This is a genomic window from Lysobacter sp. TAF61 (assembly GCF_052113485.1).
In the GTDB taxonomy this organism is placed as follows: domain Bacteria; phylum Pseudomonadota; class Gammaproteobacteria; order Xanthomonadales; family Xanthomonadaceae; genus Lysobacter_J.
The window spans coordinates 659,993-675,343 of the sequence record NZ_JBFRDH010000002.1 but is presented as its reverse complement, the minus strand read 5'-3'; the positions used below and the strand labels follow the sequence as shown (position 1 = coordinate 675,343).

Here is a 15,351-nt window from a genome sequence, read left to right as displayed (position 1 = left end):
GGATGCTCGGGAAAGGCCTGAAAACCAGCCCTCCCCGGCATTTCTCACCGGAGAGGGAGCGACAACCGAGACTTTTTCTCAGGCTGCCGCGGCGCGCTTTTCGTGGAACTGCTCTTCCTCGGTCGACCCCTTCAGCGCCGTCGTCGAGGACTTGCCGCCCTGGATGGTCTGGGTCACCGCATCGAAGTAGCCGGTACCGACTTCGCGCTGGTGCTTGACCGCGGTGAAGCCCTTGTCGGCCGCGGCGAACTCGGCTTCCTGCAGCTCGACGAACGCGCTCATCTGGCGGCGCGCATAGCCATGGGCGAGGTTGAACATGCCGTAGTTGAGGCTGTGGAATCCGGCCAGGGTGATGAACTGGAACTTGTAGCCGTAGGTCGCGATTTCCTTCTGGAACTTCGCGATGGTGGCGTCGTCGAGGTTCTTCTTCCAGTTGAAGCTCGGCGAGCAGTTGTAGGCCAGCAGCTTGCCCGGGAACTTTGCATGGATCGCTTCGGCGAACTTGCGCGCGAACTCCAGGTCCGGCTTGCCGGTCTCGCACCAGACCAGGTCGGCGTACGGCGCGTACGCCAGGCCGCGGCTGATCGCCTGATCCAGTCCGTTGCGGGTCTTGAAGAAGCCTTCGACGGTGCGCTCGCCGGTGATGAAGGGTTCGTCGTTCGGGTCGATGTCGGACGTGATGAGGTCGGCGGCTTCGGCGTCGGTGCGGGCGACGATCAGCGTCGGCACGCCCATGACGTCCGCGGCCAGGCGCGCGGCGACCAGCTTCTCGACCGCCTCGCGCGTCGGCACCAGCACCTTGCCGCCCATGTGGCCGCACTTCTTGACGCTGGCGAGCTGGTCCTCGAAGTGCACGCCGGAGGCGCCGGCCTCGATCATGCCCTTCATCAGCTCGAAGGCATTTAGCACGCCGCCGAAGCCGGCTTCGGCATCGGCCACGATCGGCTGCAGGAAGTCGATGTCGCCGCTGCCCTCGGCGCACTGGATCTGGTCGGCGCGCAGCAGGGTGTTGTTGATGCGGCGCACGACCTGCGGCACCGAGTTGGCCGGGTACAGCGACTGGTCGGGGTACATCTCGCCGGCGATGTTGGCATCGGCCGCAACCTGCCAGCCCGACAGGTAGATCGCCTTGAGGCCGGCCTTGACCTGCTGCATCGCCTGGTTGCCGGTCAGCGCGCCGAGTGCGTTGACGAAGGGCTCGCTGTGCAGCGAGGCCCACAGCTTGTTGGCGCCGAGCCTGGCGATGGTGTGCTCGACCGGCACGGTGCCGCGAAGGCGCACGACATCCTGGGCGCAGTACGGGCGGTCGATGCCGGCCCAGCGCGCGTTGTTGGCCCAGTCGTGACGGAGTTGTTCAGCGGTCTGCAGTGCGGTGGTCATGGCGGTGCCCTCTGCTCGTTTCTTGAAGCCCTCCCCTTCAAGGGAGGGTTGGGTGGGGATGGGTTGACGTGTCAGTCCAGGCGCGCGTAAGCCGGCAGGGTCAGAAAGTCCTCCAGCACCTCCGCGTGGGTCAGGCGATCAAGCACGCCGATCGCTTCGTTGATGCGGCTCGCGCCGGGCATGCGCGCGCGGTCGCCGAGGCGGCCGGGCAGGTTGATGAAGGCGCGTTCGAGCAGGGCGAAATCGACCTGCGTGCCGTCGTCGAGGTGCAGGCCGTCCCCGGGAGGCACTCGGCCGACCGGCTGTTCGGCGTGATGCAGCCACTGCCACAGCTGGGTGCGGGCGATCTCGGCGGTCGCCGCGTCCTCCATCAGCCAGTGGATGGGCACGCAGCCGTTGCCGTCGAGCCAGGCAGCGAGGTAGCGCACGCAGACTTCGACGTTGCCTTCGAAGCCGGCACGGCTGATCGTGCCAAGCGAGGGCTTGATCAGGTCGTCGCGCGTGACCCACACGTCTTCGCGCAGCACGTGCCGCTGGTTCGGCGTGGGCATGCGTTCGTCAAAGATCTCGCGTGCCAGCGGTATCAGCGCCGGGTGCGCGACCCAGGTGCCGTCGTGGCCGGCGGTGACTTCACGCAGCTTGTCGGCGCGGACCTTGGCCATGGCGACTTCGTTCGCGGCTTCGTCGCCGCTGATCGGGATCTGCGCGGCCATGCCGCCCATCGCGTGGGCGCCGCGCTTGTGGCAGGTCTGGATCAGCAGTTCCGAGTAGGCCTTGAGGAACGGCTGGGTCATGGTGACCTGGGCGCGTTCGGGCAGGACCTTGTCGCGGTGGCGGCGGAAGGTCTTGATGAACGAGAACACGTAATCCCAGCGGCCGCAGTTGAGGCCGGCGATGCGCGTGCGCAGCGCGTGCAGGATCTCGTCCATCTCGAACACTGCAGGCAGTGTCTCGATCAGCACGGTGACCCGGAGCTGGCCGGGGGTAAGGCGCAGCTCGTGCTCGACGTGATCGAGCACGTCGTTCCACAGCTGCGCCTCTTCCATCGACTGCAACTTGGGCAGGTAGAAATAGGGTCCGCGATCCTTCGCGGCGAGCACGTCCGAGTTGTGGAAAGCAAACAGACCCAGGTCGAACAGACTGGCCGACATCGGCGCGCCGTCGATGCGGACGTGCTTCTCGTCCAGGTGCCAGCCGCGCGGGCGGACCATGAGCACTGCCTGCTCCTCGAAGGGACGCAGGGTGTAGTGCTTGCCGGGCGTGCCATCGGCACCGGCAGCGGTGAACTCCAGGGTGCCGGCGACCGCGTCGATCAGCGCGCGCTGGCCGGCGATGAGGTTGTCCCAGGTCGGCGAGGTGCTGTCCTCGAAGTCGGCCATGTAGACCGTCGCGCCGGAGTTGAGCGCGTTGATGACCATCTTCGGATCGACCGGTCCGGTGATCTCCACGCGGCGGTCGAGCAGGGCCTGCGGCAACGGTGCGACCTTCCAGTTGCCGTTGCGGATGCCGGCCGTGTCGGCGCGGAAGTCGGGCAGGCCGCCCGCGTCGAAGAAGGCCTGGTGTTCGGCGCGGGCGGTCAGTCGGGCCTGGCGCGCCGACTCGAAGCGGCGATGAAGTCCGGCGAGGAACCGGAGTGCAGCGGGGGTCAACACACGGTCCTGGCCCTCGGTCTGGGCCAGGACCTCAATAGCGCCCTCGTTTCCCCCCTTCGTCTCGCCGTCTTGCCGCTTGGCCATCACTGCCGACATGCCTGTAACTCCTTGGTCACCTTGGAAGGTCACCATGCGGCGGCGTGTGTTATTTGACAATCAAGATTTTTCAATGCTAATCATTAGATTCCTTAATACGCGTTGAAACCAATGGCCACCCAGCCGCCCAGCAGCCCGCGGTTCGCCTACAAGGGAGACCGCCTCAAGCCCCTGCGTGCGTTCTGCCAGACCGCTCGCCTCGGCTCGGTCTCACGCGCGGCTGAGGCGCTGTACCTGAGCCAGCCGGCAGTGACCCTGCAATTGCAGGCGCTGGAGCGGGAGCTGGGGGTTCGGCTGCTGGAGCGCAGCGGGCGCCGGGTCACCCTCACCCGCGAGGGCCAGGAGCTCTACGAGCTGGCGCGACCGCTGGTGGAGGGCCTGGACGCCCTGGATTCGGTGTTCCTGGAGAAGATCCGCGGCCTGGATGCGGGCGAGCTCAATGTCGCCGCCGGCAGTTCGACGATCCTGTATCTGTTGCCGCGGATCGTCGAAGCCTTCCGTGCCACTCATCCGGAGGTGCGGCTGACGCTGCACAACGTCACCGGCGCCGGTGGTCTCGACCTGCTGCGCTCGGACGGAGTGGATCTGGCGGTGGGCTCGATGCTCGACGTCCCGGCCGACCTTAGCTATGAGCCGGTCTACCGCTTCGAGCCGATGCTGATCACGCCGCGCGACCACCCGCTGGCCCACAAGGAAGACCTGCACCTGCAGGACCTGTCGCCCTATGGCCTGATCCTGCCGCCGCAGCGGTTGACCACCTACCGCCTGATCGACCTGGTGTTCCAGCAGAACCGGGTGCCCTACACCGTCGCGCTCGAGGTCGGCGGCTGGGAGGTGATCAAGCAGTACGTGGCCATGGGCCTGGGGATCAGCATCGTCACCGCGATCTGCCTGACCGAGGCCGACCGCGAGCGGCTGTCGGCACGGTCGCTGGCGGAGTATTTCCCGTCCCGGACCTATGGCGTGGTGGTCCGCAAGGGCAAATATTTATCACCACAGGCCCGGGCATTTACAGAATTAATAAAGCCGGCGCTGTTTGAGCGCGGGGACTATTACTCGACCGGGCAGTCGGAGAGATAGGTAAAAAGCTGACCCCTCCCCGGCCCTCTCCTCCGCTTCACGGAAGGGAGGGAGACAGCGTCAGGCATCGTGGTTCTTGCCCTTCGAGACGCCGCGGTACCAGCTGCGGATGCGGTGGAGGTCGGTGTCGAAGTCCTCACCCAGGTGGAACGGCGGCCCGATGCCGATCACTTTCTGGCCGTAGTGGAAGTACGCCGGCACCACCGGCACGGCGGCGGACTTGGCGATGCGCCAGAAGCCGGGCTTCCAGCGCTCCACCACTTTGCGCGTGCCTTCCGGCGCCAGCGCGTACCAGAGCCTGTCGGCTTCGCGGATCATCCGCGCCGCCTGCTCGACCACGCCATGGGCGGCCTTGCGGTCCACGGGGATCACGCCCAGGCGACGCATCAGCGCGGCCATCACCGGCAGCTTGAACAACGAGTCCTTGCCCAGCACCTTCAGGTCCAGGCCCATCGCCATCTTCGCGGCGAAGCCCCAGATGCCGTCCCAGTTGGACGAATGCGGCGCGCCGATCAGGACCAGGCGCGGGATGTCGGGGAACGCACCGACCATGCGCCAACCACCGGCGTGGAGGATGGCGCGGCCGAGCCAACGGGTGAAGGCATTGGGTTTGACCCGCGGCGCGCTCGGCGGCAGCGTCAACACCCGTTGGTCGTCAGTCTCGGCCATTGGCCCCTCGTGGCTGGTGCGCTTTCATCGTGCTGTGCGGTCGTCGGTCGCGGTTGCGTCAGTCCCAATCGCGGACGACACGACCGCGCTTGATCGTACCGCGTTCGCGCTTGCCGCTGAGGCGGCGTTCCTTGGATGCGCGGGTTGGCCGGGTGGCCACGCGTGGCGTCGGCGCGACCAGCCCGGTGCTGATGAAGGCGGCAAGGCGTTCGCGTGCATCCTCGCGGTTGCGGTCCTGGGTGCGAAAGCGCTGGGCGCTGATCACCAGCACGCCTTCGTCGGTGATGCGGCGGTCGCGCTTGGCCAGCAAGCGCATCCGCACCGGTTCGGGCAGCGACGGCGAGCCGGCCAGGTCGAAGCGCAGTTCGACCGCGGTGGCGACCTTGTTGACGTTCTGGCCACCCGGCCCGGACGAGCGCACGAAACGCTCGACCAGTTCGTCGTCAGGGATGGCCAGGTTGTCGCTGATCTCGAGCATGGCGCAACTTTACCAATCCGGCTGCGAATCGCCGAACAGCGCCAGTGCCTTGGCGAACTCCGCATCGACCGGCGCGACCACTTCGATGCGCCGCCCATCGAGCGGATGCACGAACGCCAGGCGACGCGCGTGCAGCAGCATGCGATGGATGCCGAGCATGCGGAACTGGCGGTTGTGGCGGCCGTCGCCGTGACTGGTGTCGCCGATCATGTGGTGCGAGAGGTGCTTGAGATGACGGCGGATCTGGCGGAAGCGGCCGGTCTCGGGCTCCGCGCGAAGCACTGCATAGCGCGAGGTCGGGAAGTTCGCCGACGGCAGCTCCAGCTCGGTCGTCGCCAGGCGGGTGAAGCGGGTGACGGCGGGTTTCTTCAGCGGCTTGCCCGGGCCGCCGTCGAGCGGGTAGTCGACGATGAAGCACTCCTCGGGCCAGCCGCGGCAGATTGCCCAGTAATCCTTCTCGACCTCGCGCGACATGAGCACCTTGCCCAGCGCCGAAGCGGAGTCACGATCGAACGCCAGCAGCAGGCAGCCGCTGGTGGCGCGGTCGAGGCGATGGACCAGGAAGATGGGTTTGCCGAACTGCTCGCGCAGGCGATCGGCGGCGAAGTCGGTCTCGCCGCGCGCCAGCGCGCTGTCGTGGACCATCAGGCCGGCTGGCTTGTTGACCACGGCCAGCTGCTCGTCGACGTACAGGATGTCGAGGGCTTCCAGCTCCTGCGATGGCGGCAGGCAGTCGGGAAGCGATGGGGCGCTCATTGGACTAGTTCCGGCGGGGCCACGCGGCCAGCAGGGCCCACACGCCACCGAGGCCGGCAATCCATGCCGCTGCCGGGATCGACCACATGCGCGGGCCGCCGGCTTCCAGGCCGTACAGCACCGTGGCGCAGATCAGCAGGCCGATACCGAGCACGGCGGCGACGGTGCGGCGCTGGGCCGAGCGGATCGAACGGTTGAGTTCGGCCAGGTCGTGCGAATGCAGGTGCAGTTCGGACTTGCCTTCCACCTGCTGGGTCAGCCAGGCGTGCAGCAGGCGCGGCATCTCCGGTGCGTGCGTCACCAGCTCCGGCAGGCGCTTGCGGAACTCGCTGGCCAGGCGCTGCGGGCTGTAGCGCTCGATCAGGATCTTCGACAGCACCGGCCGTGCGACCGCCCAGATGTCGAGCTTTGGATCGAGCAGGCGACCGACCCCTTCGATGTTGAGCAGCGTCTTCTGCAGCAGGATCAGCTGCGGCTGCAGGGTCAGCTCGTAGCGCTGCGCGGTGCGGAACAGCTTGAGCAGCACTTCGGCCAGCGAGATCTCGCTGAGCGGGCGGGTGAAGTACGGCTCGCAGACCGCGCGCGCGGCCGCTTCGAGTTCATCGATGCGGATGTGCGACGGCATCCAGCCGGCGCGCACGTGCAGCTCGGCGATGCGGCGGTAGTCGCGGTTGAAGATCGCCATGAAGTTCTCGGCGAGGTAGTACTGATCCTCGTCGGAGAGCTGGCCCATGATGCCGAAGTCGAGCGCGATGAAACGCGGGTTGTTGCGCCGCGCCGGGTCGCTGTCGACCCAGATGTTGCCGGCGTGGGCGTCGGCGTGGAAGAAGTTGTCGCGGAACACCTGCGTGTAGAACACGCGCACGCCCTTGGCGGCGAGTGCGTGACGGTCGATGCCGGCGGCATCGAGCGCGGCGATGTCGTCGGACGGGATGCCGCGCACGCGCTCCAGCGTCAATGCGCGCTCGGCGGTGTGCGACCAGATCACCTCGGGCACGTACAGGTCATCGCTGTCGGCCCAGAATCGGCGCAGCACGCTGGCGTTGGCGCCCTCGCGCTGCAGGTCGAGCTCGGCGGCGAGGGTGTTCTCGATCTCTTCGACAATCGCACGCGGGCGGATCTTGTCGGCGCTCGGGTGGGTGCGATCGACGATACCGGCCACGACCTTGAGCAGGGCGATGTCGCCAGTGATCTGCTTTTCGATGTTCGGCCGCAGCACCTTGACCACGACCTCGCGCGACACGCCGTTGGCATCCGGCGGCAGCGTCGCCGCGTGCACCTGGGCGATCGAGGCCGAGGCCAGCGGGCAGGTGTCGAACTGCGCGAACGCTTCGCTGACCGGGCGCTCGAGCGCGCGCTCGACGATCAGGCGGGCCGCCTCGCCGTCGAACGGTGCGACGCGGTCCTGCAGCAGCGCCAGTTCCTCGGCAACGTCTGGCGGCACCAGGTCGCGGCGCGTGGACAGGATCTGCCCGAACTTGACGAAGATCGGGCCCAGCTCCTGCAGCGCCAGGCGCAAGCGCGCACCGCGCGACATCGCGGCGATCTCGCGCGAGGCGCGCGGGACGAACGGACGCGCGACCTTGAGCCACGGCTCGACCGGCGTGTCGTCGAGAAGATCGTCGAGGCGATACCGCAACAGCACCCGGCCGATGCGCCATGCACGGAACACCGGCTTCATGCGTCGCCCCCGGCGCGCACGCGCAGGCGACCCACGCGCGCGGCCAGGCGTTCGACATCGTCGCGCAGGGTATCGACGTCGTCGTGGAAGGCGTTGAGTTCCTCGCGCGGGATCACGTCGCGCGACTCCTCGGTGACGTACTCGGCGGCATTGCCGGCGAAGGCGCCGGCGGCGCCGCGGGCATGGCGCAGGCCCGCGGCCATCGAGTTGGCGATCTGCACTCCCAGGATCTCGCCGAAGACACGGACGAACGGCTGCTGCCAGTCGGGATCGAAGCGCTCGGCCAGCCGCTGCAGTCGGCGCGCCAGGTCGGCGTCGCCTTCAATGCGCAGCTTGCCTACGGGGGGTGCGTCGTCGTTGCGCAGGAACGGCAGCTGCGAGAGGAGCCCACCCAGGGTGCTGCGCACCGACAGGTCCGGCTCGCCCTCGTCTTCGATCGGCCCGACTTCGAGCCGCTCGCCGGCCACGCGCACCTGCAGCGCCAGCGGCGGCGAGGCCACACGCAGGGCAACGCGGCGCCCGTCAAGGGTGCGCAGTCCGTCGCGGGTATCGGGGTCGAGTGCCAGCGCGCGATTGAGCGCGGCTTCCAGGGCGCGCCCGGCGATGGGCTTGAGCGCGGCCAGGGGCGAGGGCGGGGCTGGGTCGGTCATCCCTTCATTGTAGCCCTGCCCCCGCTAATGCCAGCGCCGGACGACCCCTGCGGGCGGCCGTCCGGCGCGGGTTGCAGTCTCGGGACTGGTGCGGAAGGTCAGACGCGTCTGCCGCGCAGCATCGATACGACGGCCAGGATCAGGAACACGACAAAGAGGATCCAGGCGATGTTGCTGGCCGTGCCGGCAATGCCGGAAAAGCCCAGCACAGCGGCAATGATCGCGATTACGAAGAACACCACTGCGTAGTGCAGCATCGGAAACCTCCGGCGTCTCGCGCCTGATGGGTGTATGCCGATCCTGCATAGGCATTCGTTTTCAGTGAGTGACGGCCGCGTGTTCCGTCCATGCGGCCTTCAGCCGGGTGAGCCCCTCGTGAATGCTCACGCGCGGCACGTAACCGAAGTCGCGCTTGGCCGGTCCCATGTCGTACCAGTGCGTGGTGCTCAGCTGCTCGGCGAGGAAGCGCGTCATCGGCGGTTCGCCCCGCAGCGGCAACGCATGCCACAGACCCTCGCAGAGCACGCCGGCGATGTAGGCCGCGCGGAACGGAATGGTCTTGGTCACCACCGGCGCGCCGGCTGCCTCGAGCAGGCCGTTGACGATCTCGCGCACCGTCCGGGGTTCGCCGTTACTGATGAAGTAGGGGCGTCCTGCGCAGGCCGAACCCGGCGCGAGGTGATCGAACGCATCCAGGTGCGCCTGCGCCGCATTGTCGACGTAGGTCGTGTCGATACGGTTCTCGCCATCACCGACGAAGCGCAGGCGGCCGGCCTTGGCGCGCTCCACCAGGCGCGGCAGCAGCTGGTTGTCGCCAACACCCCAGATCAGCCGCGGACGCAGGGCGATGGTCGCCAGAGACGTGTCGTTGGCGGCGATCACGGCGCGTTCGGCAATCTGCTTGGTCGCCGCGTACGGCGCCTTGAGATGATCGCCGTAGGGCACGTTCTGGGCGGTGCCGCCTTCGACCGGATGGGTGGCGCGGTGGGTCACGCTCGGCGTGGACGTGTAGACCAGGCGGCCGATGCCATGGGCGCGGCAGGCGGCGAGCACGTTGTCGGTGCCGACCACGTTGGCCTCGTGGTAGCTCTGGTAGCTGCCCCAGGCGCCGGCCTTGGCGGCGTTGTGGAACACCGCATCGCAGCCACGCGCAGCGGCGACGATGGCATCGCGCTGGGCGAGATCGCCCTGGACCTGGGTCACGCCGATCGGGTCGAGCGCGTCGTAGCGGCCACGGTTGAAGCTCACCACTTCATAGCCGCGCGCGCGCAGCCCGCGGCACAGCGCCCGCCCCAGGAAGCCACCACCGCCGGTTACCAGAATCTTCATTCGTCGCCTTGGTCTTTACCGGGCCAGCGCAATGCGGGTCCGGCCGACATCGTACTGCGCCTGATTGATGGAGTTTCCAACGCCGTTCTCACGTCCCGATGGAAACCCTGCTGGCCGCCCATAGCGCCAGCTTCTCGCGACCGATTTTTGCGTTGTGGCGGATGTCCACCGGGAACTTCGGATGCAGGGCGAACCCGGCTATTGCGGCCGTATGCGTGCCGGTGGCGCCCAGTGTGCGCAGCTCGGCTTCGATCCGCGACCATTGCCCCGCGGCCACGCCGCTCATCAGCTCCACGCACAGCACCGGTCGTTGCGCGCCGGGCGGGCCTACGCCCACCAGCGCCGTGCGTCGAACGTCGGGGTGGGTGTTGAACACCGGTTCGACCTGCTCGGTGTAGAGCGGCCCCTGCGCGGTTTCGACGCGATGCGATTTGCGCCCGCAGAACCAGAGCCGGCCCTGCGCATCGAGGTAACCGACATCGCCCATGCGATGCACGATGCGCTCGCTGCCGTCGGCCAGCGGTTCGCGGATCTTCGCCAGGCGCGTCTGCGCCTCGCGGTTGAAGTACAGGTCGGTGACGGTCGGGCCGGCGACGGAGATCTCACCGACAACGCCCGCGTCGACTTCGAGCTGCGGCGACCACTGCGCGATGACCTCGTCGCTGATGGCGATGATGCGCACCTCATTGGGCGCAACCGCGCGGCCGACGCAGGTGCCGGCACCGGCCTCGGTCGCCTCACGCGTGGCCTGCAGTTCGCGGCCTTCGATCACCGCCACCGGCAGGCATTCGGTGGCGCCGTAGGGCGTCCAGAACTGGGCGTCCTCCGGCAACAGCTCGCGCATCTTCGCCACCACGTCGGCCGGAACCGGCGCGCCGGCGGACGTCACGCGCTTGACCGTCGGCAGCGGTGCGCCGTGTCCGGCCAGCACCGCCATCAGCGCCGGCGAACCAAACAGCTGGTCGACGCCGAACCGCGCGATCGCGTCGTGCAGCTTGCGCGGATCGGCCAGGGCCGGCTTGGTCGGGTCCATGTCCGGGATCACCGAGGTCAGCCCCAGGGCCGGATCGAACAAGGCGAACGGCGGGAACGTCGGCAGGTCCACGCCACCGGCCTGGATGCCGAACGCGTCGCGCAGCATCGCCACCTGGGCGACGAAATGGCGATGGCGATAGACCACGCCCTTGGGGACGCCGGTCGAACCGCTGGTGAAGAGGATCGCGGCGACTTCGTCGGGTTCGGTTGCCGCCAGCTGCGAACCTGCGCAGGCCCCCTCCTGCTCGATCCGTGCAAGGGTCGCATCGGCCAGCCACGCCCTGCGCCCCGTCGTGATCCGCACCCGCGCCGAGCGCGCCCAGCCCAGCACCACCCGGGCGACCTGCGCCAACGGGATGCCGATGAAGGCCTCCGGCTGCGCTTCGTCCAGGCACTGGCGCAGCGCGCGCCGGTCGATGCCCGGATCGACCAGGACCGGCACCGCGCCGGCCTTGAACAGGGCGAACATCAGCAGGAAGAACTCCGGCGACGGCCGCACCATCACCACCGTCCGGGTACCGCGGCCGATGCCACGGCGGGCCAGCCCGGCGGCAATGGCGTCGCTGCGCTGGTCCAGTTCGCGGTAGGTCAGGGTCAGGTCGAACCGCGCCAGGCCGTCCGGCCCGCGGCTGCCGGGGCAGCGCATGGCGATCCGCTCAGGGAACCGGGCGGCCAGCGATGGCAGCGAGGAGGCGATGTTGCAGGGGGTGTTCATCTGTTCATTTTGACCTGTGCGGGCGGCGCTTGCGTCGCGCCGGCAAAGCCTCAGAATCGCGGCCCCGAACTGCTGTTTCCGGACGCTGTCCGCCCATGCAACACCCCTGCCTGACCTGCGGCGCCTGCTGCGCCTTCTTCCGCGTGAGTTTCCACTGGTCCGAGGCCGACCCGGACCTCGGCGGGCGCGTCCCGCTGGAACTGACCGAATCGCTGCGCTCGCACGAGCGGGTCATGCGCGGCACCTCGCAGGCCCGGCCGAGTTGCGTTGCGCTGGATGCAGACATTGGCCGTTACAGCCGCTGCACCATCCACGACCGGCGCCCGTCGGTGTGCGCGGCGGTGCCGGCATCGTGGGAGTTCGGCGCCGCCAGCGCGCAGTGCGACAAGGCGCGCCTGGCGCATGGCCTGCCCGAGCTGACCCAGGACGACTGGGCCGGGGTCGGCGAGGCGGCAAAGAACCCGTTGCCGGCCCTGTGAACTGCGGGACTCAAAGCGGGTGGGTGCCCAGGAACTTGCGGATCTCCGGCACCAGCACGTCGCCCTTGTCCTCCAGCACGTAGTGCCCGGCATCCTCGAATGCATGCACCTGCGCCTGCGGCAGCGCGTCGGTGAAGCCCTTGAGGAAGTGCTTGTCGAAGACGAAGTCGCGCAGGCCCCAGCCAATGAAGGCCGGGCGGTCGGCGTATTCGGGCAGCTTGCGGCCCATGGCCTGCACCAGCGGCCAGGCAGCGTCGCCTTCACCGAGCGGAATGTCCTGGACGAAGCGCGAGGTGGCGATGCGGTTGGCCCAGGTGTCGTACGGCGCCAGGTAGGCGCGGCGCACGTCGTCCGGCATCGGCTGTTCGACACCGACGCGCGCGGTGACGGCGGCGAAGGCATTGAGGCCGCGGATCAGGCCCGTCCCCACGGACGAATCGCGGCCCAGGCGCAGCGACTTCGGCAGCGGCTTGGCCGTCGGAAGCGGGAACGCGCCGGTATTGAGCACGACCAGCCGGCGGATCTGCGCCGAATGCTTCAGGCCCCAGCCAAAGCCGATGCCGCCGCCCCAGTCGTGCACCGCCAGCGTCACCGGGCCGCTCACGCCCAGCTGCTGCAGCAGCGTCTCGACGTCGTCGATGCGCGACTGCAGGGTGTAGCGATAGCCGGGCTTTGCGTCAGCCGCGTCATCGGGCTTGTCCGACAGGCCCATGCCAATGTGGTCGGGGACGATGCAGCGGTAGCGGTCGCGCAGGCCGAGCACGAGCCGGCGCCAGTAGTAGCTCCACGACGGGTTGCCGTGCAGCATCACCACGACCTCGCCTTCCTCCGGACCTTCGTCGAGGTAGCTCATCCAGACGTCCGGGCGGACCTGGAGGCGCTGCGGGGCGAAGGGGTAGTCGGGAAGCGGAAGTTCGATCGTCATGGGGGCTCGATGGCGCTCGCACAGGGCCGCGAGCCGGAACAAGCGGCCATTATCCCGTGCCCGGGGGAGTCGTGCGCGATTTGGCCACCGATTGCCTGCTTCCCCGTGACCGCCCGTGCGCGTCCTGCAGACGCCGGCATCACATTGATGAGCCAAGGGCGACGCGATCACCGCAAATTCACGGGTACGCAACTGCATGCGCATGAGGATCGAGCCGATGACTGCGAACCGGTGACAGCGAACCGGCGACAGCCGACAGGAGCGTGTCATGAGCGACCACGTGATCACGGGCGAGGTTTCCAACAGCAAGGTTGCCGCGGTCCTCGACAGCCAGGCCGCGGCACTGCAGGCGGCCGACAGCATCCGTCGCACCCTTCACCTCAAGGACAGCCAGGTCCGGGTGGTGGCGCCGCACGACCAGCGCGCGGGCAAGAAGCTCGAACCTGAAAGCCAGGGCATTTTCTCGACCATGTTGCGTGCGCACTTCTGGCTGGGTCTGCTCGGCGCGGGCCTCGGCGCCGCGCTGTTCGGCGTGCTGTGGGCGCTGAAGGTGCCTTTCATCGTCAATTCCGCGGCCTATGCCGCCGGCGCGGTGATCTTCTTCGGTGCGGTGGCGGGCCTGATGTTCGGCGGCCTGGTCACCCTGCGTCCCGACCACGACCTGTACATCCTCAAGGTCAAGGATGCGCTGAAGGAAGGCCGCTATGCGGTGGTCGTGCATGCCCTGTCGCACGCACAGCGCACACAGGTCGCGGAGCTGTTGCGTCAGGCCAGCGGCGAGGTCATCACCACGCTGTAGGCGCTTCGGCGGAATTCGTATCGCATTTGCGCCGGCAGAATTCATGCCGACGGCGATTTTCATCCTCCCGATGCGCTGCGAGGCGTAGCGTGATCCGCCTTTGCTGCGGCAGATGCGGAGAACGTGATGGCGACGATCAAGGCGTGGGCCGCGCAAGGCCCCGGCAAGGCATTGGCCCTGCAGGACCTGGACCTGGGACCGCTCGGCCCCGAAGAAGTCGAAGTGGATGTCGAGTACTGCGGCATCTGCCACTCCGACCTGTCGATGCTCGACAACGAATGGGGCATGACGCAATTTCCGCTGGTCCCTGGCCACGAGGCCATCGGCCGGGTCTCCGCGCTTGGAGCCAACGCCAAGGGGCTGGAGGTCGGCCAGCGCGTCGGCGTCGGCTGGACCGCGCAGACCTGCATGCATTGCCGGCAGTGCCTGTCGGGCGACCAGAACCTGTGCGCATCGAGTACGGCCACCATCGGCGGTCACCACGGCGGTTTTGCGCAGAAGGTGCGCGCGCACTGGGCGTGGGCGATTCCGGTGCCCGAAGGTCTCGACATCGCCAGTGCCGGCCCGTTGCTGTGCGGCGGCATCACCGTGTTCAAGCCGTTCCTGGCCTACGACATCAAGCCGACCATGCGCGTCGGCGTGGTCGGCATCGGTGGCCTGGGCCACATGGCGATCAAGTTCGCCGCGGCGTGGGGCTGCGACGTCACCGCGTTCACCTCGACCGCGGCGAAGGCCGATGAGGCGCGCCGGTTCGGTGCGCATCACGTCGTGGCCAGTCGCGACTCGGCGGCGATCGGCGCCATCGCCGGCAGCCTCGACCTGCTGCTGGTCACCGTCAACGTGCCGATGGACTGGGACGCGATGGTCGGCACGCTTGCGCCGAAGGGGCGCATGCACGTCGTCGGCGCCGTGCTGGAACCGATCCCGGTGGCGGCTTTCAGCCTGATCATGAAGCAGCGCGAGATCTCCGGTTCGCCGACCGGTTCGCCGACCGACATCGCCACCCTGCTCGACTTCGCCGCCCGCCACGACATCCGGCCGCAGGTCGAGATGTTCCCGATGAGCAAGGTCAACGAGGCCCTCGACCACCTGCGGGCCGGCAATGCGCGTTATCGCATCGTGCTCGATGCCTCGGCTATGTAGACAGGACGCACGCTCGCGATTGTGCGGATCTGATGCGTTGCACCGGCGTAACCGCCCGCTAACGCGAGCGGCAAGGGTTGCATGGGACGATGGCCCATCCACGCAAGAACGGAGTTCCGCATGAAGACGTACATGGCCGTCTACACCGGCTCGGCCGAAGCCAGCGAGAAAGCCGAGCGCAAGCTCACCGATGACGCCGCGCGCAAGGCGCGCGATCGCGCGGGCATGGAAGCGTGGGGAAAATGGGTCGATGCGAACCGCGATTCGATCGTCGACATGGGCGCGCCGCTTGGACGCACCAAGCGTGTCGGCCCGGAGGGCATCAGCGACACGCGCAATGAACTGGCCGCCTACACCGTGGTGCGGGCCGAATCGCACGAAGCCGCGGCGAAGCTGTTCGTGAACCACCCGCACTTCACGATTTTTCCTGGCGAGGCGGTCGAGATCATGGAATGCCTGCCGATTCCGGGCGCGCCGGCCTGAA

General features: G+C 68.1%; 16 protein-coding genes. 5 read left to right on the top strand and 11 right to left on the bottom strand.

Annotation, left to right across the window (positions count from 1 at the left end; genetic code table 11):
* Positions 1-78: 78 nt before the first annotated feature.
* Positions 79-1,380 carry an isocitrate lyase gene (aceA, locus tag AB4Y64_RS07455; RefSeq protein WP_441815798.1) on the bottom strand — a complete coding sequence of 434 codons (1,302 nt, stop codon included), beginning with the start codon at positions 1,378-1,380 and terminating at the stop codon, positions 79-81.
* Between the two features lie 71 nt (positions 1,381-1,451).
* The gene (aceB, locus tag AB4Y64_RS07450) at positions 1,452-3,128 is read right to left on the bottom strand and encodes a malate synthase A (RefSeq protein WP_441815797.1); all 1,677 of its coding nucleotides are present in this window, start codon (positions 3,126-3,128) and stop codon (positions 1,452-1,454) included.
* Positions 3,129-3,239: 111 nt separating this feature from the next.
* Here aceB and AB4Y64_RS07445 point away from each other — a divergent pair, with 111 nt between their 5' ends.
* Positions 3,240-4,208: a LysR family transcriptional regulator gene (locus AB4Y64_RS07445; protein ID WP_441815796.1), complete on the top strand. Its 969-nt coding sequence runs from the start codon at positions 3,240-3,242 to the stop codon at positions 4,206-4,208.
* A 60-nt stretch (positions 4,209-4,268) separates the two neighbouring features.
* Here the strand turns inward: AB4Y64_RS07445 and AB4Y64_RS07440 are convergent, their stop codons facing one another.
* The 8 genes from AB4Y64_RS07440 to oleC form a co-directional block, all read right to left on the bottom strand.
* The gene (locus AB4Y64_RS07440; RefSeq protein WP_441815795.1) at positions 4,269-4,877 is read right to left on the bottom strand and encodes a 1-acyl-sn-glycerol-3-phosphate acyltransferase; all 609 of its coding nucleotides are present in this window, start codon (positions 4,875-4,877) and stop codon (positions 4,269-4,271) included.
* Positions 4,878-4,935: 58 nt separating this feature from the next.
* Complete coding sequence (gene arfB / locus AB4Y64_RS07435; protein WP_441815794.1) at positions 4,936-5,355, bottom strand: alternative ribosome rescue aminoacyl-tRNA hydrolase ArfB; 420 nt, start codon at positions 5,353-5,355, stop codon at positions 4,936-4,938.
* A gap of 9 nt (positions 5,356-5,364) precedes the next feature.
* Positions 5,365-6,111: a pseudouridine synthase gene (locus tag AB4Y64_RS07430; RefSeq protein WP_441815793.1), complete on the bottom strand. Its 747-nt coding sequence runs from the start codon at positions 6,109-6,111 to the stop codon at positions 5,365-5,367.
* A gap of 4 nt (positions 6,112-6,115) precedes the next feature.
* Complete coding sequence (gene ubiB, locus AB4Y64_RS07425) at positions 6,116-7,792, bottom strand: ubiquinone biosynthesis regulatory protein kinase UbiB (RefSeq protein WP_441815792.1); 1,677 nt, start codon at positions 7,790-7,792, stop codon at positions 6,116-6,118.
* Positions 7,789-8,442, bottom strand: a complete 654-nt coding sequence (locus tag AB4Y64_RS07420; protein WP_441815791.1) for a ubiquinone biosynthesis accessory factor UbiJ — start codon at positions 8,440-8,442, stop codon at positions 7,789-7,791. Before AB4Y64_RS07420 ends, ubiB begins: the two co-directional genes overlap by 4 nt.
* 98 nt (positions 8,443-8,540) lie before the next feature.
* Entirely contained in the window at positions 8,541-8,699 is a 159-nt protein-coding gene (locus AB4Y64_RS07415) for a DUF1328 domain-containing protein (protein WP_441815790.1), read from the bottom strand.
* 61 nt (positions 8,700-8,760) lie between these two features.
* Positions 8,761-9,771 (bottom strand): 2-alkyl-3-oxoalkanoate reductase, encoded by a 1,011-nt coding sequence (gene oleD, locus AB4Y64_RS07410; RefSeq protein WP_441815789.1) that lies wholly within the window; start codon positions 9,769-9,771, stop codon positions 8,761-8,763.
* Positions 9,772-9,859: 88 nt separating this feature from the next.
* The gene (gene oleC / locus AB4Y64_RS07405; RefSeq protein ID WP_441815788.1) at positions 9,860-11,521 is read right to left on the bottom strand and encodes an olefin beta-lactone synthetase; all 1,662 of its coding nucleotides are present in this window, start codon (positions 11,519-11,521) and stop codon (positions 9,860-9,862) included.
* A 95-nt stretch (positions 11,522-11,616) separates the two neighbouring features.
* Between oleC and AB4Y64_RS07400 the strand changes: the two genes are divergently transcribed.
* On the top strand, positions 11,617-12,000 hold the full coding sequence (locus AB4Y64_RS07400; protein WP_441815787.1) for a YkgJ family cysteine cluster protein: 384 nt from the start codon (positions 11,617-11,619) through the stop codon (positions 11,998-12,000).
* A 10-nt stretch (positions 12,001-12,010) separates the two neighbouring features.
* Here AB4Y64_RS07400 and AB4Y64_RS07395 read toward each other — a convergent pair whose 3' ends face one another.
* The gene (locus AB4Y64_RS07395) at positions 12,011-12,925 is read right to left on the bottom strand and encodes an alpha/beta fold hydrolase (RefSeq protein WP_441815786.1); all 915 of its coding nucleotides are present in this window, start codon (positions 12,923-12,925) and stop codon (positions 12,011-12,013) included.
* A gap of 268 nt (positions 12,926-13,193) precedes the next feature.
* Here AB4Y64_RS07395 and AB4Y64_RS07390 point away from each other — a divergent pair, with 268 nt between their 5' ends.
* From AB4Y64_RS07390 to AB4Y64_RS07380, 3 genes are all read left to right on the top strand, one after another.
* Entirely contained in the window at positions 13,194-13,724 is a 531-nt protein-coding gene (locus tag AB4Y64_RS07390) for a hypothetical protein (protein ID WP_441815785.1), read from the top strand.
* A 126-nt stretch (positions 13,725-13,850) separates the two neighbouring features.
* Positions 13,851-14,867: an NADPH-dependent aldehyde reductase Ahr gene (ahr, locus tag AB4Y64_RS07385; protein WP_441815784.1), complete on the top strand. Its 1,017-nt coding sequence runs from the start codon at positions 13,851-13,853 to the stop codon at positions 14,865-14,867.
* Between the two features lie 120 nt (positions 14,868-14,987).
* On the top strand, positions 14,988-15,350 hold the full coding sequence (locus AB4Y64_RS07380) for a hypothetical protein (RefSeq protein ID WP_441815783.1): 363 nt from the start codon (positions 14,988-14,990) through the stop codon (positions 15,348-15,350).
* Position 15,351 lies beyond the last annotated feature (1 nt).

Bases quoted from the DNA above. Each gene is read 5' to 3' on its own strand.
- aceA (WP_441815798.1), bottom strand. From the start codon at position 1,380: ATGACCACCGCACTGCAGACCGCTGAACAACTCCGTCACGACTGGGCC.
- aceB (WP_441815797.1), bottom strand. From the start codon at position 3,128: ATGTCGGCAGTGATGGCCAAGCGGCAAGACGGCGAGACGAAGGGGGGA.
- AB4Y64_RS07445 (WP_441815796.1), top strand. From the start codon at position 3,240: ATGGCCACCCAGCCGCCCAGCAGCCCGCGGTTCGCCTACAAGGGAGAC.
- AB4Y64_RS07440 (WP_441815795.1), bottom strand. From the start codon at position 4,877: ATGGCCGAGACTGACGACCAACGGGTGTTGACGCTGCCGCCGAGCGCG.
- arfB (WP_441815794.1), bottom strand. From the start codon at position 5,355: ATGCTCGAGATCAGCGACAACCTGGCCATCCCTGACGACGAACTGGTC.
- AB4Y64_RS07430 (WP_441815793.1), bottom strand. From the start codon at position 6,111: ATGAGCGCCCCATCGCTTCCCGACTGCCTGCCGCCATCGCAGGAGCTG.
- ubiB (WP_441815792.1), bottom strand. From the start codon at position 7,792: ATGAAGCCGGTGTTCCGTGCATGGCGCATCGGCCGGGTGCTGTTGCGG.
- AB4Y64_RS07420 (WP_441815791.1), bottom strand. From the start codon at position 8,442: ATGACCGACCCAGCCCCGCCCTCGCCCCTGGCCGCGCTCAAGCCCATC.
- AB4Y64_RS07415 (WP_441815790.1), bottom strand. From the start codon at position 8,699: ATGCTGCACTACGCAGTGGTGTTCTTCGTAATCGCGATCATTGCCGCT.
- oleD (WP_441815789.1), bottom strand. From the start codon at position 9,771: ATGAAGATTCTGGTAACCGGCGGTGGTGGCTTCCTGGGGCGGGCGCTG.
- oleC (WP_441815788.1), bottom strand. From the start codon at position 11,521: ATGAACACCCCCTGCAACATCGCCTCCTCGCTGCCATCGCTGGCCGCC.
- AB4Y64_RS07400 (WP_441815787.1), top strand. From the start codon at position 11,617: ATGCAACACCCCTGCCTGACCTGCGGCGCCTGCTGCGCCTTCTTCCGC.
- AB4Y64_RS07395 (WP_441815786.1), bottom strand. From the start codon at position 12,925: ATGACGATCGAACTTCCGCTTCCCGACTACCCCTTCGCCCCGCAGCGC.
- AB4Y64_RS07390 (WP_441815785.1), top strand. From the start codon at position 13,194: ATGAGCGACCACGTGATCACGGGCGAGGTTTCCAACAGCAAGGTTGCC.
- ahr (WP_441815784.1), top strand. From the start codon at position 13,851: ATGGCGACGATCAAGGCGTGGGCCGCGCAAGGCCCCGGCAAGGCATTG.
- AB4Y64_RS07380 (WP_441815783.1), top strand. From the start codon at position 14,988: ATGAAGACGTACATGGCCGTCTACACCGGCTCGGCCGAAGCCAGCGAG.